This window comes from Sphingobium sp. FG58 (assembly GCF_057809055.1).
On record NZ_JBMDJF010000002.1, the window covers coordinates 259,677 to 280,124 of the forward strand.

A 20,448-nucleotide genomic window follows, 5' to 3' on the forward strand; every position below is an offset into this window, starting at 1 on the left:
CTCAAGCCACCAGCCGCTCGATCATCGGCTGCGTCACCAGGCATATGCCGCTTTCGGTCCGGCGGAAACGCTGCGCATCCTCTTCGGGATGCTCGCCGATGATCAGGCCGGGCGGAATGATGATCCCGGAATCCAGCACGCATTTATGCAATCGCGCGCCACGCCCGATCTCGCAATTGGGCATGATGACGCTGTCGGTGACCGACGAGAAGCTATGCGTCTTGACCCCGGAAAAGAGCAGGCTGCGATGCAGCGAGGAACCCGACACGATACAGCCGCCAGCGACCAGCGATGATGTCGCGGACCCGCGTCGCCCATCCTCATTATGGACAAACTTGGCCGGCGGGGTAACTTCGGAATAGGTCCAGAGCGGCCAGCTGCGGTCATACAGGTCCAGCGAAGGCACCACATCGGTCAGGTCGATGCTCGCCTGCCAATAGGCGTCGATCGTCCCCACGTCGCGCCAATAGGGGACCAGCTCGCTTTCGGCCCGCACGCAACTGCTCGAAAAGCGGTGCGCCACCGCTTTGCCATGCTTGACGATATAGGGGATGATGTCGCCGCCAAAATCGCGCTTGCTCGCCGGGTCGTCCGCGTCGCGCCGCAATTGCTCGATCAGGAAGCGGGTCTGGAACACATAAATCCCCATCGACGCCAGCGCCATGTCGGGCTGGCCGGGAATGGCGGGCGGGTCCTTGGGCTTTTCGACGAAGGCGGTGATCCAGTCCTTCTCATCGACATGCATCACGCCAAAGCCTGACGCCTCACTGCGCGGCACCTCCATGCAGCCGACCGTCACATCCGCGCCGCTGTCGACATGCTGCTGGAGCATCAGCTCATAGTCCATTTTATAGACATGATCGCCCGCCAGCAGCACCATATATTCGGGCGCATAGCTTTCGATGATGTCGATATTCTGGAACACGGCGTCCGCCGTCCCTTCATACCACTGGCTTTCCGACACGCGCTGGCTGGCGGGCAAGATGTCGAAACTCTCATTGCGTTCGGGACGAAAGAAGTTCCAGCCGCGCTGCAAATGGCGGATCAGCGAATGGGCCTTATATTGCGTCGCCACGCCGATCCGCCGGATGCCGCTATTGAGCGCATTGGACAGGGCAAAATCGATGATCCGCGCCTTGCCGCCAAAATGGACGGCGGGCTTGGCGCGCTTGTCGGTCAGTTCCGCCAGGCGACTGCCGCGCCCCCCGGCAAGCACATAGGCCATGGCGTCGCGGGCGATCGGCTGATGTCGTGTTTGCTGCATTTCGGGCCTCTCCTTGGCTTTGCCCCGTCCGTCGCCTGCACGCGCCCGTCGGCTTCGTTAAATATCCAGTTCCAGCATCAACGTCGCAAAAGGGGGAATGGTCACATTGGCCCAGCCCTCCTCGTCCGCCGTCACCATGCCCATATTGCCCGCATTGCTGCCGCCATAATCGGCCGCGTCGCTGTTCAATATCTCGCGCCAGCGCCCGCCCGACGGCAGCCGCATCCGGTAGCCATGGCGCAACACCGGCGTAAAATGGCTGATCACGACGATCGGCCGGACGCCTGGCGCGCGCCGTACCCAGGCAAAGACGGAGTCGGCTGCGGCATCGACCAGCACCCACTCAAACCCCTCCGGCTCGCAATCGCGCGCGTGCAGCGCCGGGCGGGAGCGATAGAGATGGTTGAGATCGCTGACCAACTGCTGCACGCCATGGTGCGGCGCATGATCGACCAGATGCCAGTCGAGCGCCCGCTCCTCGCTCCACTCGCCACGCTGGGCAAATTCCTGCCCCATGAACAACAGCTTCTTGCCCGGATAGCCCCACATCAGGCCATAATAGGCCCGCAGCGTCGCGAATTTCTGCCAGTCGTCGCCCGGCATCTTGTGCAGCAGCGACGCCTTGCCATGCACCACCTCGTCATGGCTCAGCGCCAGCACGAAATTTTCGGTAAAGGCGTAGAGCAGCCCGAAGGTGATGTCGTCATGATGATGGACGCGATGCACTGGATCACGCTGCAAATAGCGCAGCGTGTCATGCATGAACCCCATATTCCATTTAAAGCCGAAACCCAGCCCGCCCGTATGCACCGGGCGCGACACGTCCGGCCAGCTGGTCGATTCCTCCGCGATCGTCATCACCCCGCCATGGGTGCCGTAAAGGTCGCTGTTGAGCTGCTGGAGGAACGCCACCGCCTCCACATTCTCCCGCCCGCCATGGTCGTTGGGGACCCATTCGCCCGGTTGACGCGAATAATCGAGATAGAGCATCGATGCGACCGCATCGACCCGCAGCCCGTCGACATGATAGCGCTCGGCCCAGAACAGCGCGTTGTTGACCAGATATTGCGACACTTCGCGCCGCCCGAAATTATAGATGGCGGTGTTCCAGTCGGGGTGGAACCCCTTGCGCGGATCGGCATGTTCATAGAGCGCCGTGCCGTCAAAATAGGCCAGCCCATGCTCATCAGTCGGAAAATGCGCCGGCACCCAATCCAGGATCACGCCAATCCCGGCCCGGTGCGCCCCGTCGACGAAACGCGCAAACCCCGCCGGATCGCCAAAACGCGCGGTCGGCGCATAGAGGCCCAGCGTCTGGTATCCCCAGCTGGGATCATAGGGATATTCGCTGATCGGCAGAAATTCGATATGGGTAAAACCCATACCGACAACATAGGGGATCAGCCGGTTGGCCAGCTCGTCCCAACTCAAAAAATCGCCGGACTCGTCCAGCTGCCATGACCCGGCATGGACTTCATAGATCGAAACCGGCTCGCGCCGCGCATCGGCCTTCTGCCAATGCGCCTTATGCCGCGCGTCGCCCCATTTGTGATCAAGCGGCGCAGCCACGATCGACGCAGTCGAGGGGCGCAATTCGGACTGGAAGGCGAACGGATCGGCCTTGAGCGGCAGCACCACCCCGTCCGCGCCCATAATCTCATATTTATAGGCGCTGCCCGGTCCGACATCGGGCAGGAAAATCTCCCACACGCCCGCGTCCGCCCGGTGGCGCATCGGCGCGCGGCGGCCATCCCAGCGGTTGAAGTCGCCGACCACCGACACCCGCTTGGCATTGGGCGCCCAGACCGCGAAATGCGTGCCGGTCGCCCCGTCATGGGTCATGACATGCGCGCCCAGCTTGTCGAACAGCCGCCCGTGCGATCCCTGGGCGAAATAATAATCGTCCATCGGCCCCAACACCGGGCCGAACCCATAAGGATCAACCATCGCATGATCGCCGCCATCGCCATAATGCGCGACATAACGCAGCGGCTGGCGCTTGCGGATTTTCACCTTACCGAAAAACAGCCCGTCCGGGTGGATCGCCGCCAGTTCGCCGACCGGCTTGCCATCCAGCGTCTGGGCAGTAACCCCGACCGCTTCGGGCAATAAAACACAGGCGGTAAAACCGCTATCGGCCGGATGCACGCCAAGCGTGGCAAAGGGGTCGTCCTCGCGACCTTGTATCAGCCGGTCAATCTGCTCCGGCGTCAACACCGCTCTATCCTCGCATCCAGGTCATGACTTTATCTTCCAGATGTCGGTCGCATATTCGCGGATGGTCCGGTCTGACGAGAACCAGCCCATCCGGGCGACATTATGGATAGCCTTCTTCGCCCACAAAGCGCCATCCGTCCAGAGCGCATCGACATTGCGCTGCGCGGCGGAATAGCTGTCGAAATCAGCCGCCAGCATGAACCAGTCATGCTCATAGATGCCCTGGATCAACCCCTTGTAGCGATCCGGGTCGTCGGGCGAAAATACGCCGCTGGCGATCGCATCGAGCGCCTGAGACAATTCGCGGCTCTGACCGATCACCTCGCCCGGATTATAGCCATTGGCGCGGCGCTCATTCACCTCCTGCGCGGTCAGGCCGAAGATGATGATATTCTCTTCACCCACATGATCGCGCATCTCGACATTGGCGCCGTCCAGCGTGCCGATGGTCAGCGCACCATTGACCGCGAACTTCATGTTTCCGGTGCCGGACGCTTCCATGCCTGCGGTCGAAATCTGTTCGGACAGGTCCGCCGCCGGGATCATCACCTCGGCCATCGACACGTTATAGTTAGGCACGAACTGCAACTTGAGCAGCCCCTGCACCGCCGGATCATGATTGACCGCCCGCGCCACATCGCCCGCCAGCTTGATGATCAGCTTGGCGTTATGATAGCTCGACGCCGCCTTGCCGCCGAACAATTTGACCCGCGGCACCCAGTCCTTTTCCGGGTGGGACCGGATCTGGTCGTAGAGCGACACCGCCTCGACGATGTTGAGCAATTGCCGTTTATATTCGTGGATGCGCTTGATCTGAATGTCGAACATCGCTGCCGGATCGATCCGGGCGTTGACCTTCTGCCGCAAGATATTGGACAGCGCTTCCTTGTTGGCCCGTTTGACGCCCAGGAACTTCTCCTGAAACGCGCTGTCGTCGGCGAACGGATCAAGGTCGCGCAGCGCTTCGGGATCGTCCATGAACCGGTCGCCAATCGCCTCGCGGATCAGCGCGAACAGGCCCGGATTGCACTGCATCAGCCAGCGGCGGAAGGTGACGCCATTGGTCTTGTTGTTGATCCGCGTCGGATAAAGATTGTGCAGGTCGGCAAAGACCGTGACCTTCATCAAATCGGTATGCAGCGCCGACACGCCATTGACGCTGTGCGACCCGGCAAAGGCCAGATTGCCCATCCGCACCCGCCGGTCGCCGCCCTCATCAATCAGGGAGATCGCGCCGATCCCATGGTCGTCAAACCGACCGGACTTGCGCGCCTCGGCCAGCAAGCGACTGTTGACCGCATAGACGATCTGCATATGCCGGGGCAGCAACCGTTCGAACAACGGCACCGGCCAGCTTTCCAGCGCTTCGGGCAGCAATGTGTGGTTGGTGTAGCTGAAGGTGCGCCGGGTAATGTCCCACGCCTCGCCAAAATCCAGCCCATGATCGTCGAGCAGGATTCGCATCAACTCCGCCACCGCCACAGCCGGATGGGTGTCGTTGAGCTGGATCGCCGCCTTGTCCGGCAAAGTCACGATGCTGCCGAAATATTGGATGTGCCGCCGGACAATGTCCTGCAACGACGCGGAGGAGAAGAAATATTCCTGCCGCAGCCGCAATTCCTGCCCCGCCGCCGAACTGTCGGCAGGATACAACACGCGGGTCAGCGATTCCGCGCGATTGCTTTCGGCCAGTGCGCCCAGATGATCGCCCGCGTTGAATTTGGCGAGCAGGATCGGGTCGATCGGCTGCGCCTGCCACAGCCGCAGCGTATTGACCCGCTTGCCGCGCCAGCCCGCGATCGGCGTGTCATAGGGGGTCGCGATCACCCGTTCGGCCGGACGCCAGTGCATCTGGTTCGGCCCGACATCCTCGCCTTCCGCCGGATCGACCCGCCCGCCAAAGCCGACCTCGTAACTCGCCTCGCGCCGTTCAAACTCCCACGGATTGCCATGCGCCAGCCAGGTTTCGGGCAGCTCCACCTGCCAGCCATCCGAAATTTCCTGCCGAAACATGCCGTTCACATAGCGGATGCCATAGCCATAGGCCGGCACGTCGGTCGTCGCCATGCTCTCCATGAAGCAGGCGGCCAGACGGCCAAGCCCGCCATTGCCCAGCGCGGCGTCCGGCTCCAGCGCCGCGATAATGTCGATATCGACGCCCAGAGAGGCGAGCGCGGCCTGCATGTCGTCCAGCATTTCCATGTTGGACGCGGCATCGCGCATCAGCCGACCGATCAGGAATTCCAGGGACAGATAATAGACCCGCCGCCCTTCTTCTTCATAGGTTTTCTGGGTCGATGTGATCCAGGCGTCGATTACCCGGTCGCGGATCGAGAGGATGACAGCGTGCAGCCAGTCATGCGGCTTGGCCGCAGCCGCATTCTTGCCGATGCGATAGGTCAGCCGCTCGACAATCTCATGGGCCAGGACTTCGGGATCAACCCGGCGCGGCGCGGGGATGGGAAGTTTGGTCTGGCCCTTGAGGTTCATGCGGCTGGTCCCCCTATTCTGTCAGGGCGATGATGGCACAGCGTCCCGGCCCAAGCCAAAGGGTTTTTGCAGCGCAGCAAAAAAATCAGCGCACCTCGCTACCCCGACGCGCGACAATCGAATCCCGGACACCTGCGCGCAATTCGGCCCGCACCGGATAGGCGCTGGAAGGCAGCAACTGCGTCATGAAAATGCCGATCAGCTGCTCGATCGGGTCGATCCAGAAATAGGTCGAAAACACCCCACCCCAATAATATTCCCGGCTTTCAAGGTTCATCGCAAAGCCCAGGCCAAAGCCCACGCCCTCATAGTCGGCCTCGCTGAACATGCCGGTCGAGTGGCGGGCCAGATCACCCCCGCCCGGCAGATGATTGTCCCGCATCATCGCCACTGTTTCGGGCAGCAACAGCCGCGCTCCATCCAGCTCTCCGCCGCGCAGCAACATGCGGGCGAAGCGGTGATAATCCGCCACGCTCGACACCAGCCCGCCCCCGCCGGACAGGAAACGCCCCTGCCGCCGCCAGCCGCTGCGCGCGCCCAGATCGGCGATCACCCGCTGCCCATCCTCATCCAGCCGCCAGGCGTCGGTCAGCCGATCGACCTGATCATCGCGCACGACGAAGCCGGTGTCGGTCATGCCCAGCGGATCGAAGATGCGACTGCGGAAAAAGGCGTTCAAGTCCATCCCGCTCAGCCGTTCCACCACCACACCCAGTACATCGGTCGATACCGAATAATTCCACCGTTCACCGGGCGAAAATTCCAGTGGCAGGCCAGCGAGATCGGCGATGAACGCATCCGACGTGCGCTTCTGCTGGAATTCGTCCAGCCCCAGCAAGCGGTATCGCGCGTCGATCGGTGTCTGGCGCTGCAGCCCGTAGGTCAGCCCGGACGTATGGCGCAGCAGGTCGATCATCCGCATCGCCTGCTTCACCCGCGCCCGATTGCCCCGCCCGACGCGCAGGTCGGCAAATTCGGGGATGACGTCGGCCACCGGCGTATCGAGCGCGACCTTGCCAGCCTCCACCAGCATCATGAAGGCGACCGAGGTGACCGGCTTGGTCATGGACGCGATGCGGTACAGCGCATCGTCGCGTAATGGCTCGCCACTCGCCCGCGCCGCACCGCGCGCCATCGACAGCAAAGGCTGTTCATCGCGCGATACCAATAACTGCATATGCGCCAGCTTGCCCGACGCCAGATAGGTCCGGTCCAGATGGCCGACCAACGCATCCAGCCGATCCGGGTCCATCCCCGCCGCCTGCGCCGCCGCCCTGTCCACGCCATCCGTCATGCCGTCATGCTCCCAATATTCGCCCTGACAACATGCCGAGACATTCACCACATCCGTTCGTCCTGAGCCTGTCGAAGGACTGTTCTTCTTTTCCAGAAGGAGGCGGCTTCGACAAGCTCAGCCCGAACGGAAATATTGGCTAGCCACCCCGTAAACAGCTTGGGCGTTGCCAAGACCCCGCCCGGCCATCTATGGCAACCCGCCAAGAACTGCCCCGCATTGGACATAGACAGGCATGGCCACCGGCCTTTCCGCACTTTTCATGGCAAACCGCGCCGCCCTGCTGCGCTTCCTGCGCGCACGCGGTGCGGGGGAGAATGCGGAGGATATGATCCAGGACATGTGGATGAAGCTGGAGGCCAAGGATATCGGCCCGGTCGCCGATCCGCTGCCCTATCTTTATCGCATGGCCAATAATCTGATGCTGGACCGCTACCGATCCGCCACCCGGCGCGAACGGCGCGAACAGGATTGGGCGGAAGGGGCAGGCGGCGTGATGGCGGACCCCGCCGATGACATGCCGGTCGACGAACGGCTGATCCTCAACCAGACGCTGGAAGAGGCGCGCGAGGTGCTTCGCGCGCTTGGCCCGCGCGTCGAGATGGTGTTTCGCCGCTTCCGTATCGAAGGGGTCGGGCAACGCGCCATCGCCGACGAACTGGGGGTCAGTCTGACCACGGTGGAGAAGGATCTGCAAAAGGCCTATCGTGCGATGATCGCGCTCAAGCAGAAAATGGATACGGCATGAGCGGATCGGCGGCGTCAGTCTCTGTAAAGGGCAAAAAATGAACAGGGCTGGAGCCATGATGCAAGAGGAAGCGCTCGGATGGGTTATCCGCACGCGCGATCCCGACTTTGTCGACTGGGAGGCCTTCACCCTGTGGCTGGAGGGCGACCCGGCGCGTGCCGACGCCTATGACGCACTGATGGCAGCCGACACCGAGCTGGACATGATCATTCCGCCCGAACCCGTCGCCATGCCGGTCGCGGCCAATGATCCGGGGCAGCCGCGCCGCCGGATATGGCGCTGGGTCGGCGGCGGCGCGATTGCCGCGGCGCTGGTTGCGGCCATCTCGGTCGGCATGATGAACCAGGCGGACATCTACACCGTCACCACCCGCCCCGGCGAAACGCAGACCATCGCGCTGGAGGATGGCACAAGGATCGACGTCAATGGCGGCACCACGCTGCGGCTCGACCGCAACGACACCCGCTTTGCCGCGCTCGACAGCGGCGAAGCGGCCTTCACCGTTCGCCATGACGAGGCCAATCCGTTTCGCGTGACTGTGGGCGACGCCGTGTTCGAGGATGCAGGCACGGTGTTCAATATCGTCCACAGCGGCGGCGCGACCCGCATCGGCGTGTCCGAAGGCAAGGTGATCTACAACCCGGAGGCGCAAGCCATCAGCCTGCCCGCCGGACGCGCGCTGGCCGACGATGCGCAGGGCTTACGGGTGATGGATGTCGCGCCCGCCGCAGTGGCCAGTTGGCGGCAGGGGCGGCTGGTCTATGCCAATGCGGCCGTGGGCGAGATTAGCGAAGATATTGGCCGGTCGCTCGGCGTAAAGCTGACCGCCACGCCCGGCGCGCGGGCCATGCGTTTCACTGGCACGATCCGGCTGGACAACGACCCGGCACGCTTCTTCGCGGGTGCCGCCCCGCTGATGGGGCTGCGCGCGATACGCACCGGCGACGGCTGGGTGCTGAAGGAAGGGAATGGGCCGCAAAGCTGACCTCCTGATCGTCACCGCCCTGGCAATCGCAACGCCCGCACAGGCGGCGGACAGACAGAGCATCAGCATCGCCCCTACTCGACTGGGCGAGGCCGTGGTGGCGCTTGGCCGTCAAACCGGGGTCAGCGTCGGCATGTCCGACCAGTCGCTGGCCGGGATCGCCACCCCCGCCGTCACCGGTCGCCTGTCGGTGGAAGCCGCGCTCAAACGCCTGCTCCGGGGCAGCGGCGCGACCGCCCGGCGGATCGACGCCACCACCTGGCGCATCGTCCGCGCCCGATCCACCCCGCGCCCCACTGCACCCCCACCTGTTCCTGCGGCACCTCTGGCCGATCAACCCGCAGCCGACATCGTCGTCACCGCCTCCAAGCGCGACACGCCCCTGCTCCGCTATGCCGGCATGGTCGAAGCGCTCGACACCAACCTCTTTTCCAGCGGCGAGGCTTCGGGCGGCACCGCAACGCTACTGGCACGGGTCGCGAGTCTCAGCTCCACCCATGCAGGCGCGGGCCGCAACAAGCTGTTCATCCGTGCCATCGCCGATTCCGGCGTTGCTGGGCCGACCCAGGCGACGACTGGCCAATATCTGGGCGACATGCGGCTCAACTATGCCGCGCCCGACCCGGACCTCAAACTCTATGATGTCGGCCGGGTCGAGATATTGGAGGGGCCGCAGGGTACGCTCTATGGCGCGGGATCGCTTGGCGGGATTATCCGCATCATGCCCAACGCCCCCAATCTCGGCGAATTTGGCGGACAAGTGTCGGCGGGCCTCTCCGCGACCCAGCATGGCGACCCCGGCGGCGACCTGTCCGCCACGCTGAATATGCCGATCGTCGCGGAAAAGATTGCGCTGCGCGTCGTTGGCTATGGCGTGCAGGAGGGCGGCTATATCGACGATGTCAGCCGCGACCTGAACGACGTCAACCGCACCCGCACCTATGGCGGGCGCGCCGCTTTGCGCTTCGCCCCGGACGAAAACTGGACCATCGACCTCAATGGCGTGTACCAGCATATCGACGGCCGGGATGCCCAATATGCGACCCAGTCGCTCGCCCGACTCCAGCGCGCCTCCAGTGTCGCCCAGCCCTATTTTTCCGACTATCTGCTCGGCAACATACGGATCGAGCGTCAGTGGGATACGCTGCGCTTCGTGTCCTCGACCGGCTTTGTCCATAATGAACTCGCCGAAAGCTATGACGCGACCCAGGAAGGCGGCCCCAGCGCGCTGTTCCGCCAGCGCAATGATGTCGATATCTTCTCCACCGAAAACCGGCTGGTGCGCGATCTCGACAATGGCCTGGGCTGGATATTGGGCGCATCCTATCTGCAAAGCCGCTCGAAGATCAGCCGCTCGCTGACCTCCTACGGCACCACCCCTTTTCAGCCGCAGGTCATCCCCGGCGTCCCGATGTTCGGCGACGGGATGCCCGCGACGGCGACCGGGGTGCGCAACAGCGTCAAGGAAGCGACCCTGTTCGGAGAAGCTTCTTTCGAGCCGCTCAAAGGCCTGATCGCCACGGTCGGTGGACGGCTGACCAACAGCCGCCTGTCGGGCGAGGCGCTCGATCCCGTTTCGGCCCTGTCCTCGGCTGATCTCGCCCGCGCCGAAGCCCAGGCGGACCGCAGCGAAACCATCTTCCTCCCCTCCTTCGCGCTGCTGACCGACGCGATCCCCGACGTCACCCTTTATGCCCGCTATCAGCAGGGCTTTCGGCCCGGCGGCCTGGCGGTGGATGACCAGCGGGTCCGCCGGTTCCAGAATGACCGCGCCTCGACCGTGGAGGTCGGCTTTCGCAAAGGCGTGCCGGGGCGCGACGCGATCGCGATCAGCGGCAACCTGGCCTATACCGACTGGCGCAACATTCAGGCCGACGTGACCGACCGGATCGGCCTGCCCACCACCGCCAATATCGGCGACGGGCGCATCTATACGGTCGAGGGGCGGATCGTCGTGCGGCCGGTGCCGCGCCTGACGCTGGATGGCAGCATCATCTATAATGACAGCCGCCTGACCCAGCCCGCGCAGTTTCTGCGGGCGCTCTCGTTCGACGGGCGATCGCTCACCCTGCCCAATGTCGCCAATCTGGGCGGGCGGCTGGCATTCGATTATCGCGCGCCGATGGGCGATGCGATGACCCTGCATCTGTCAGGATCGGCCCGCTATGTCGGCAAGTCGCAACTGGGCGTCGGGCCGATATTGGGGCGGACCCAGGGCGATTATGTCGACACCAGCCTGTCCGCCAGCGTGACGCGCGGCCCCGTGCAAATGTCGCTTTCGCTCACCAACCTGCTCGACAGTGACGGCAACCGCTTCTCGCTCGGCACGCCCTTCGACCTGCGTACCGACTACTACACCCCATTGCGGCCCCGTACCGTGCGGATCGGCATCGACTTCGCTTTCTGAACATCGGTTCAGACGGAAATGCCCGTCCGGCACCGTCCTTCCTGCACGCGCGCATAAAAACAGGCGCGGCACGCAGAGGAGACATCATGCGACATCTACTGGCCTGCACGGCCATCGCCCCGGCGCTGGTCGCGCTGACGCTGGCCAACGCCATGGCAGCCACCACCATCGGCACGTCGACCACGACCGCAGTCAAGACATCGACCATCGCCAGCGGATCGGCGGACGACATCATCATCAGTTCCGCAGGAACAATCACCCTGACCAGCGGCACAGCGGTCACGCTCGACAGCAATCATGACGTCAGCAATGCCGGCACGATCACGATCAACGACGCGGACAATGTCACCGCCATTCTCGCCGCTCCCGGCACCACCGGCGACATCACCAACAGCGGCACGATCACCCTCACTGAAAATTACACGGCAACCGACACCGACAGCGATGGCGACATAGATGGCACCTTCGCCAAAGGATCGGGCAAGACCGGCATCTGGGTCCAGTCCGGTGCAGCCCATATCGGCAATGTGGAACATAGCGGCACGATGACGATCGAGGGCAACCAGTCCGCTGGCATCCGGCTCGACGGCGCACTGACCGGCAATCTGACGACCAGCGGCACCACCACCGTCACCGGCGACAACAGCTATGGGCTGGTCGCAAACGCCGTCACCGGCAATGTCACGCTGCGCAGTTCGACGTCAGTGCTGGGTGCTAACAGCATCGGTGCAGCTTTGCTGGGCGACATCAGCGGCGCGCTCAAAATCCAGGGCAGCGTCGTCAGCACCGGCTATCGCTCCACCACCCGACCGACCGACGTGACCAAGCTGGACGCGGACGATCTGTTGCAGGGCGGCTCGGCCGTCGTCATCGCGGGCAATGTGGGCGGCGGCGTGATCTTCGACGTGCCGCCAACGCTCAGCACCACGGATACCGATGTGGACGATGACGGCCTGCTCGACGCCAGCGAAGGCAGCGCGTCGATCATCAGCTATGGTTCCGCCGCTGCGGTGCAGGTCGGATCGTCCAGCGCCAACACCGTCATCGGCGCCGTCGCGGCCGACAGTTCGGGCTATGGCCTGATCGTCAAGGGCGCGATCGGTGGTTATGGCATTTATGACGGGGTCGCCGCCAATGGCCTCACCATCGGTGGCCTCGGCGGCAATGTCACCATCGCCAAGGGTGTCGCGATCGACGGCACGCTCGCCGCCGTCTCCTATGACAGTAACGCCACCGCATTGCGGCTGGGGTCCGGGGCCAGCACCGGCACGATCAAGGTGGGCGGCACGATCGGCGCTACCGGTTCTGCACTGACCGGCACATCGGCGCGCGCCATCGTCATCGACGCGGGCGCATCGGTCAACGCCCTCACCATCAGCGGCACTGTCGGCGCATCGGCTCTCAGTACGGAGAAGGGCATAGCGATCGCGATCCTCGATTCCTCCGGCACGCTCGCCAGCCTGTCCAACACCGGCCGGATCAGCGCATCGGGTGGCCTGACCAACACCGCGATCGACCTGACCGTCAACAGCAGCGGCGTCACCCTGACCCAGGCGCTCGCCTCCGCGACTGCCGCCGCGCCGTCGATCATCGGCGACATCAAGCTGGGGTCGGGCAATGACGCGATCACCGTTTCGGCGGGCAGCATCACCGGCAATCTGACGCTGGGCGCGGGCAATGACAGCATTGCCCTTTCCGGCACGTCCAGCCTCAACGGCAATGTCGGCTTCGGTGTCGGCAATGCCAGCCTCTCCCTGGCCGACAGCGCCAAACTGACCGGCGCGGTGGACTTCGGCAGCGGCAGCGGCACGCTGACATTGGGCGGCACATCGACGCTGACCGGTGCGATCAGCAACAGCGGCAATATGGCGGTGGTGCTGAACGGCGGCACGCTCAATGCCACCAACAGCGGTACGGTGTCGCTTGCCTCCCTGTCCGCCAGCGGCACATCGACCCTTGGCGTCACCATCAACGCGGCGACCAACACCGCCACCGTCTATGACGTGGCGGGCGCGGCCAGCTTTGCCAGCGGATCGCAGGTCAAGGTGAACCTAACCCAGGTCAGCGGATCGGCGGGCGACTATGTCATCGTGCGCGCCGGGTCGCTCAGCGGATCGCCGACGCTAGCAACCAGCACGCTGCTACCCTATCTGTTCAAGGGCAGCGTCACTGGCGACAGCAATGCCGGCACAGTGACCCTCTCGATCGCGGCCAAAAGCGTTACCGATCTGGGCCTCACCGGCTCGCTCGCCCGCGCCTATCCAGCGATCTTCAATGCGCTCGACAATGACGCCGCGGTCGCCAGCGCCTATCTCGGTATCAGCGACGGCACGACGCTCGCCACCAATTTGCGCCAGATGCTGCCCGACCATGCAGGCGGCACGTTCGAGGCGGTGACGTCGGGGTCGCGCGCGACCGCACGCATCCTGTCCGACCCCAATGGCATTTATCGCACCAAGGACGGGCGGCTGGGCTTCTGGCTGCAACAGGTCGGTTTCGGCGGGGCCAAGAGCGTGGGCGATACAGCCTCCTACGACATCAGCGGTTGGGGCGCTGGTGGTGGCGTCGAATATCTGACCGATCTGGGCGCGTTCGGCGGTTCCTTCGCCTATATCCACGCCAGCGACAGCAGCGGCAGCGCCAACAATGCAGTCGATTCCGACCAATATGAGTTGGCGGCACACTGGCGCGGTCAATGGGGACCGTTGCTGGCCTTTGCTCGCCTGTCCGCCGCGACGATCGGCTTTACCGGCAGCCGCCATTTTGAAAATGGCGACGTCACCCGGACGGCGGACGGCAAATGGGATGGCAAGCTCTATTCTGCGACCGCCGGTGCCTCCTATCAGTGGCAGATGGGGCGGCTCAGCCTGCGCCCGGCGGTCGGCATCGACTATTACCGCCTGAAGGAGGACGGCTATAGCGAGGCTGGCGGCGGCGACGCCTTCAACCTGACCGTCCTGGGCCGCAGCAGTGATGAAACCACCGCCAACGGTACGGTGACGGCGGGCTATGATTTCGGCAGCCTCAGGCCAGAAGATGGCTGGGTCCGTCTGGAGCTGGAGGGTGGCCGTCGCCAGATCATTGGCGGATCGCTGGGCGATACGGTGGCCTATTTCAAGGATGGCGACCGCTTCACCCTGGTGGCGGACGATCGCACCAATGGATGGACCGGCCGCGCGCGCCTTTATGGCGGCACTGACACGTTCCGCGTCGGCGGGGAGTTTGGCGCGGAGGAACAACAAAATCACGTCGCCATCTCATTTAGGGCGACGGTTAACTTCGTGCTGTGACGTCTTGAGTGTGAATGGACGGGCCACACCCCACAGACCCTCCCGGTCCGTCCATTCCGCCCCGGCAACATCCCTCCCCCAGGGCGCCGGGCACAAAAAGAGGGGCGTCGCCGGTCCCCCCGGCGGCGCCCCTTAATTTTTCCGTTTGAAAGAGCGGCGCGGCTTACCCTGCCAGCGCCTTCTTCACCAGTTCGTTCACCACCTGCGGGTTGGCCTTGCCCTGCATCGCCTTCATCGTCTGGCCGACGAAGAAGCCGAACAGCGCTTCCTTGCCGCCGCGATACTGCTCAACCTTGTCGGCGTTGTTAGCCAGCACGGCGGCCACCGCTGCTTCGATCGCGCCGGTGTCGGATGTCTGCTTCAGACCCTTTTCCTCGACGATCTTGCCGGGCGCGTCGCCGGTTTCCAGCATGATTTCGAACACCTGCTTGGCCAGCGATCCCGACAGCGTGCCGTCCGAGACCAGCGCCAGCAATTCGGCGGCCTGCGCGGGACTGACGGGGCTGTCCTCCAGGCTTTTGCCCAGCCGGTTGAGCGCACCATACAGGTCGGATAGCAGCCAGTTGGCCGCCGCCTTGGCGACATCGCTCTCGCTCTTTTTCTGGGCGGCGGCGCTTTGCGCCAACAGCGTTTCGAACCAGCGGGCGGTATCGGCGTCGGCGGTCAGGGTCGCGGCATTATAGGGCGACAGGCCCAGCGCCTGCTCGTAGCGCTTGCGCTTGACGTCGGGCAGTTCGGGCAGCGAGGCGCGGCATTCGTCGAGGAAAGCGTCGTCCAGCACCAGCGGCAACAGGTCAGGATCGGGGAAGTAGCGATAATCATGCGCATCTTCCTTCGACCGCATCGACCGGGTCTCATTCTTGTCCGGGTCGTAGAGGCGGGTTTCCTGCACGATCTTGCCGCCGGCCTCCAGCACATCGACCTGACGGCTCGCCTCCCGCTCCACCACGGCCATGACGAAGCGCACCGAGTTGACGTTCTTCGTCTCGGTCCGCGTGCCGAGTTCTCCGCCGGGCTTGCGCACCGACACATTGACGTCGGCGCGCATCGACCCCTGATCCATATTGCCGTCGCACGATCCGACATAGCGCAGGATCGTCCGCAGCTTGGCCAGATAGGCCCCTGCTTCGGCGGGAGAACGCATGTCCGGCCGCGACACGATTTCCATCAGCGCGACGCCCGACCGGTTGAGATCGACATAGGAGCTGGTGGGATGCTGGTCATGCATCAGCTTGCCCGCATCCTGCTCGACATGGATGCGCTCGACGCCGATCACCTTGCTACTGGTTTCGGGGTTCTTTTCGTCCAGCACGATCTCGATCTGCCCTTCGCCCACGATCGGGTGATAGAGCTGGCTGATCTGATAACCCTGCGGCAAATCGGCGTAGAAATAATTTTTCCGGTCGAAACGCGACCATTTGTTGATCTGCGCGTCGATCGCCATGCCGGTGCGCACCGCCTGACGGATGCATTCGCGGTTGGGGACGGGCAACATGCCGGGCATGGCCGCATCGACCAGCGACACCTGCGTATTTGGCTCCGCCCCGAACGCGGTCGCCGCGCCGGAAAACAGCTTGGCGTTCGACGTGACCTGCGCATGGACCTCCAGGCCGACCACGACCTCCCACTCACCGGTTGCGCCCTGGATGCGATAGGTTGATTCAGTCATGAATTTGCTTATTCCGCTTCGGTTTGGCAGCTCGAAAAGCAGCCTGCCCATAATCGTTGATGAAAAACTCAACCGCTCCGCCAGCCGTTAATCCCAAGGCGCGCCGTATATCGAGCGGGATAAAGATATGCCCTTGCTGATCCATGATCGTAGATTTGCGGTAACGCATAGCGACGGCCTTTCTCCAAGAGCATTTTTCAAAATGTTAATTACTTTGTACGCTCTCCACCCAAAAACACGATTGTTTCTTCAATCTCATTTTCCAATAGATCAGCACGGGCGCCTCTAACTTCAATGTCTCGCAAAGCGCGGATAATCACTTCCGAATAATCTGGGAATTTTCTTAGCTCATAACAAACTGCAACATTTCCAAGAACAGACTTTCCGCTGGTTCCCAGTTCACACATAAGCCGGTGGAGCTTTTCAAATTCCCGATACTTCTGCTCTCTGCGCTGAGTTGCAACATACTGTACAGCGGCCCAAGCAATCGCAAGCAAAGGAATTACAATTCCTGCCCATGCAATCCAATCTTGAACGCTGGACAGTTTCATCTCACCACCACTTGTCCGGCCGCGCCACAAAGCCAGCGCGTTCCTCGATAGCCAGCCCCGCGTTCAGCACCGTTTGCTCGTCCAGCGCCTTGCCGATGATCTGGAGGCCCAGCGGTAGGCCTTGCGAGTCCAGACCGCCCGGCACGCTCATCGCGGGCAGTCCGGCCAGCGAGGCTGGCACGGTGAACACGTCGTTCAAATACATGGCCAGCGGATCGGCCTGCTTCTCGCCCAGCGTGAAGGCCGCGCTTGGTGCAGTCGGCGTCAGCAGCAGGTCGCATTGCTCGAACGCCCGGTCGAAGTCGCGCGAAATCAGCGCCCTGACCTTCTGCGCCTGGGTATAATAAGCGTCGTAGAAACCGGCGCTCAGCACATAGGTGCCGATCATGATGCGGCGCTTGACCTCCGGCCCGAAACCCGCGGCGCGAGTGGCTGCATACATGTCCTGCAGGCCTGCGCCATCGGGCAGGTCGCGCTGGCCATAGCGCACGCCGTCATAGCGGGCGAGGTTGGAAGAGGCTTCGGCGGGCGCGATGATATAATAGGTCGGCAGCGCATATTTGGTATGCGGCAGCGACACGTCCACCACGTTCGCGCCTGCGTCCTTGAGCCAGGCTATGCCCTTGTCCCACAAAGCCGCGATTTCCGCGTTCAGGCCATCGGGGCGATATTCCTTGGGAATGCCGACCGTCTTGCCGCGCAGGTCGCTGGACAGGTTTGCTTCCCACTGAGGCACGGCCAAATCAAGGCTGGTGGAATCCTTGGGATCGAAACCCGCCATCACCTCCAGCAGCAACGCATTGTCGCGCACGGTGCGCGCCATCGGTCCGGCCTGATCGAGCGAACTCGCAAACGCCACGATGCCCCAGCGCGAACAGCGGCCATAGGTCGGCTTGATGCCCGAAATGCCGGTGAAGGCGGCAGGCTGGCGGATCGAGCCGCCGGTATCCGTACCGGTCGCCGCCGGGCAGAGCCGCGCGGAAATAGCGGACGAAGAGCCGCCCGAAGAGCCACCGGGCGCCAGCGCCGCATTGTCACCGCCGCCGCGCTTCCAAGGGGAAATGACATTGCCGAAATAGCTTGTCTCGTTGGACGATCCCATGGCGAACTGGTCCAGGTTCAGCTTGCCCAGCATCCCCGCGCCCGCTGCCCACAGCTTGCCCGACACGGTCGATTCATAGGTCGGCACAAAGCCTTCCAGCATGTGCGACGCGGCGGTGGTCTGCACGCCCTCTGTACAGAACAGATCCTTCATGCCGATCGGCACACCGGCCAGCGCGCCGAGCGTTTCGCCAGCGGCCTTCGCCTTGTCGGCGGCATCGGCAGCGGCCAGCGCCTTTTCCGGCGTTTCGACGATGAAGGCGTTAAGCGCCTTGGCCGCCGCGACATTGGTGTTGAAACCTTCGGCCACTTCGCGCGCGGAAAAATCGCCAGCGCGGAATCCGTCGCGGATTTCGGCTACGGTCAGGTCAGTAAGATTGGTCACTCGATCACCTTGGGAACGGCAAAAAAGCCATGCTCGGCCTGGGGCGCATTGGCCAGCACCTTGTCGCGGACATTGCCGTCGGTCACGGCGTCCACGCGCAGGCGTTGGGTATTGGGGATGACGGCGGTCATCGGCTCTATGCCGGTGACGTCCACCTCGCCCAGTTGCTCCACCCAGCCAAGGATGTTGTTGAGTTCAGGCACCATCGCCTGCGCTTCGGCGTCGGTCACCGAAATGCGCGAGAGGCTGGCGATCTTTTTTACGGTTTGAAGGTCTATCGACATGGCTCCGCCGCTAGCACTCGGTTTAACCCGCTTCAAGGGGCGACCTGCCGACCATGGTTCATCTTGCGCCGCCGCGGCGGTTGGGCCAGACAGGCGGGCAGAAAGGCGGGACGGGTTCCGCCCGGCATCGGAGAGCAGTCGTGGCGCGCAAATTCCTCTATGTCATCGCTGGCCTTGTGGTGCTGGTGATCGCCGCGCTGCTGGTCTATCGCATCTGGGGGATGCAGTTGATCCGCGCGGTCATGATTCCGCGCGAGGCGTTTAGCGACCTGAAACCCCTGCCTGCCGACGCCTATGACGGACAGGCGATGTGGATCGCCCGGCCCGATATCGTGAAGGACAATCCCGCGCTCTGGACGCCGCAGGGGATCAAGGACGCACCCGTGCCGGAAAAAGCGGCGGTGTTCTTCATCCACCCGACCAGCTATATCACCACCTTTGGCGACGCCCATTGGAACGCGCCCATCGGCGAGAAGGAGGCTGACGCAACCGCGCGCCGCTTCGTCACCGGACAGGCCAGCGCCTTCAACGCGGCGGGCGATATTTGGGCGCCGCGCTATCGCCAGGCCAATTATGGCGCATTCCTGACCGACGGGCCGGAGGGGGACAAGGCGCTGGCCGCGGCCTATCGTGACGTGGCCCAGGCTTTTGCCGCCTTCCTGAAAGCCAATCCTACCGGGCCGCTGATCCTGGCCGGGCATAGCCAGGGGTCGCGCCACCTGCTGCAATTGCTGCGCGAGCAAGTCGCGGGCAAGCCGGTCGCGGATCGGGTTGCGGCGGTCTATGCGGTGGGCTGGCCGATTTCGGTGGAGGCGGACCTACCCGCACTCGGCCTGCCCGCCTGCGCGCGGGCGCGCCAAGCGCATTGCATCGTCAGCTGGCAAAGCTATGCCGAACCGGCCGATCCGTCGGCGGTGATCGAGACGTTCGGCAAGAAAACCGGCTATAGCGGCAAGCCGCGCAAGGGCACGCACATGCTCTGCACCAACCCCCTCACCGGCGCGTTCAACGGCGCGGCCCCGGCCAGCGCCAATCGCGGCACGCTCGACAGCCGGGAAGAAGGAAAGCCCCCGCGCCTCCTGTCAGGCATCGTGCCTGCGCGCTGCGACACCAGCGGCGTGCTGATGATCGGCGAGCCGGTGGACATGGGGCCGTTCACCCTGCCCGGCAACAACTATCATGTTTACGATTACAGCCTGTTCTGGGCCAATGTCCGCGACGATGCCCGGCAGCGGCTGGCCGCGTTCGTCAAATCATGAGCCTGCTGACAACTGACCGCGTGGCCTTTCGCGAGTGCCTGCCCCAAGGCGGACGCCTGATCGGCATGGACGTCGGCACCAAGACGATCGGGCTGGCATTGTGCGACGATCGCTGGTCGATCGCCAGTCCCGCCCACACGATCAGCCGCGGCAAGTTCACCAAGGACAAGGTCGCCATCGCCGCCTTTATCGCGGAGCAGCAGGTCAAGGGTATCGTCATCGGCCTGCCGCTCAACCTGGACGGCACCGGCAGCCCCCGCAGCCAATCCAGCCGCGCTTTTGCGCAGAACCTCCTCGATCTGGGCCTGCCGATCCTTCTGTGGGACGAACGCTGGTCGACCCAGGCCGTCACCCGCACCCTGCTGGAAGCCGACGCCAGCCGCGCCCGGCGCGAGGTGCTGGTGGACAAGCTGGCGGCGAGTTACATTTTGCAGGGCGCGATCGACGGGCTGGTGGCGGGACTTTAGGGGCGGGCGTCCTTGCGTTCGTTTGAGCCAGCCTCAT

15 protein-coding genes are annotated in these 20,448 nt (G+C 63.6%); 6 read left to right on the forward strand and 9 right to left on the reverse strand.

Annotated elements, in window-relative coordinates:
• Position 1: 1 nt before the first annotated feature.
• The 4 genes from glgC to ACODR8_RS04055 form a co-directional block, all read right to left on the reverse strand.
• Positions 2 to 1,264 carry a glucose-1-phosphate adenylyltransferase gene (glgC, locus tag ACODR8_RS04040; RefSeq protein ID WP_217672117.1) on the reverse strand — a complete coding sequence of 421 codons (1,263 nt, stop codon included), beginning with the start codon at positions 1,262 to 1,264 and terminating at the stop codon, positions 2 to 4.
• Between the two features lie 57 nt (positions 1,265 to 1,321).
• On the reverse strand, positions 1,322 to 3,481 hold the full coding sequence (gene glgB, locus ACODR8_RS04045; protein WP_489006054.1) for a 1,4-alpha-glucan branching protein GlgB: 2,160 nt from the start codon (positions 3,479 to 3,481) through the stop codon (positions 1,322 to 1,324).
• Between the two features lie 21 nt (positions 3,482 to 3,502).
• Complete coding sequence (locus ACODR8_RS04050) at positions 3,503 to 5,971, reverse strand: glycogen/starch/alpha-glucan phosphorylase (protein WP_489006055.1); 2,469 nt, start codon at positions 5,969 to 5,971, stop codon at positions 3,503 to 3,505.
• Between the two features lie 85 nt (positions 5,972 to 6,056).
• Positions 6,057 to 7,265 (reverse strand): serine hydrolase domain-containing protein, encoded by a 1,209-nt coding sequence (locus ACODR8_RS04055; RefSeq protein ID WP_489006056.1) that lies wholly within the window; start codon positions 7,263 to 7,265, stop codon positions 6,057 to 6,059.
• A 235-nt stretch (positions 7,266 to 7,500) separates the two neighbouring features.
• Here ACODR8_RS04055 and ACODR8_RS04060 point away from each other — a divergent pair, with 235 nt between their 5' ends.
• From ACODR8_RS04060 to ACODR8_RS04075, 4 genes are all read left to right on the forward strand, one after another.
• Positions 7,501 to 8,013, forward strand: coding sequence for an RNA polymerase sigma factor (locus ACODR8_RS04060; RefSeq protein ID WP_489006057.1), 513 nt, complete (start codon positions 7,501 to 7,503; stop codon positions 8,011 to 8,013).
• A gap of 55 nt (positions 8,014 to 8,068) precedes the next feature.
• Positions 8,069 to 8,998 (forward strand): FecR family protein, encoded by a 930-nt coding sequence (locus ACODR8_RS04065; RefSeq protein ID WP_489006058.1) that lies wholly within the window; start codon positions 8,069 to 8,071, stop codon positions 8,996 to 8,998.
• The gene (locus tag ACODR8_RS04070; protein ID WP_489006059.1) at positions 8,982 to 11,405 is read left to right on the forward strand and encodes a TonB-dependent receptor; all 2,424 of its coding nucleotides are present in this window, start codon (positions 8,982 to 8,984) and stop codon (positions 11,403 to 11,405) included. The genes ACODR8_RS04065 and ACODR8_RS04070 overlap by 17 nt, the downstream gene beginning before the upstream one ends.
• Before the next feature lie 86 nt (positions 11,406 to 11,491).
• Positions 11,492 to 14,695 carry an autotransporter outer membrane beta-barrel domain-containing protein gene (locus ACODR8_RS04075; RefSeq protein ID WP_489006060.1) on the forward strand — a complete coding sequence of 1,068 codons (3,204 nt, stop codon included), beginning with the start codon at positions 11,492 to 11,494 and terminating at the stop codon, positions 14,693 to 14,695.
• A 163-nt stretch (positions 14,696 to 14,858) separates the two neighbouring features.
• On the opposite strand, the gene gatB is transcribed toward ACODR8_RS04075, so the two are convergent.
• Genes gatB through gatC form a run of 5 tightly spaced genes read right to left on the reverse strand, consistent with a single transcriptional unit; the run spans position 14,859 to position 18,685 of the window.
• Complete coding sequence (gene gatB, locus ACODR8_RS04080) at positions 14,859 to 16,364, reverse strand: Asp-tRNA(Asn)/Glu-tRNA(Gln) amidotransferase subunit GatB (RefSeq protein ID WP_489006061.1); 1,506 nt, start codon at positions 16,362 to 16,364, stop codon at positions 14,859 to 14,861.
• Positions 16,357 to 16,533 carry an AbrB/MazE/SpoVT family DNA-binding domain-containing protein gene (locus ACODR8_RS04085; RefSeq protein ID WP_489006062.1) on the reverse strand — a complete coding sequence of 59 codons (177 nt, stop codon included), beginning with the start codon at positions 16,531 to 16,533 and terminating at the stop codon, positions 16,357 to 16,359. Before ACODR8_RS04085 ends, gatB begins: the two co-directional genes overlap by 8 nt.
• Before the next feature lie 40 nt (positions 16,534 to 16,573).
• The gene (locus ACODR8_RS04090) at positions 16,574 to 16,915 is read right to left on the reverse strand and encodes a hypothetical protein (protein ID WP_489006063.1); all 342 of its coding nucleotides are present in this window, start codon (positions 16,913 to 16,915) and stop codon (positions 16,574 to 16,576) included.
• 1 nt (position 16,916) lies between these two features.
• Positions 16,917 to 18,401, reverse strand: coding sequence for an Asp-tRNA(Asn)/Glu-tRNA(Gln) amidotransferase subunit GatA (gene gatA, locus ACODR8_RS04095; protein WP_489006064.1), 1,485 nt, complete (start codon positions 18,399 to 18,401; stop codon positions 16,917 to 16,919).
• On the reverse strand, positions 18,398 to 18,685 hold the full coding sequence (gene gatC, locus ACODR8_RS04100) for an Asp-tRNA(Asn)/Glu-tRNA(Gln) amidotransferase subunit GatC (protein ID WP_489006065.1): 288 nt from the start codon (positions 18,683 to 18,685) through the stop codon (positions 18,398 to 18,400). The genes gatA and gatC overlap by 4 nt, the downstream gene beginning before the upstream one ends.
• A gap of 140 nt (positions 18,686 to 18,825) precedes the next feature.
• Between gatC and ACODR8_RS04105 the strand changes: the two genes are divergently transcribed.
• Both ACODR8_RS04105 and ruvX read left to right on the forward strand, forming a co-directional pair.
• Positions 18,826 to 19,944, forward strand: coding sequence for a DUF3089 domain-containing protein (locus ACODR8_RS04105; protein ID WP_489006066.1), 1,119 nt, complete (start codon positions 18,826 to 18,828; stop codon positions 19,942 to 19,944).
• Positions 19,941 to 20,411, forward strand: coding sequence for a Holliday junction resolvase RuvX (gene ruvX, locus ACODR8_RS04110; RefSeq protein WP_489006067.1), 471 nt, complete (start codon positions 19,941 to 19,943; stop codon positions 20,409 to 20,411). The genes ACODR8_RS04105 and ruvX overlap by 4 nt, the downstream gene beginning before the upstream one ends.
• Positions 20,412 to 20,448: the final 37 nt, after the last annotated feature.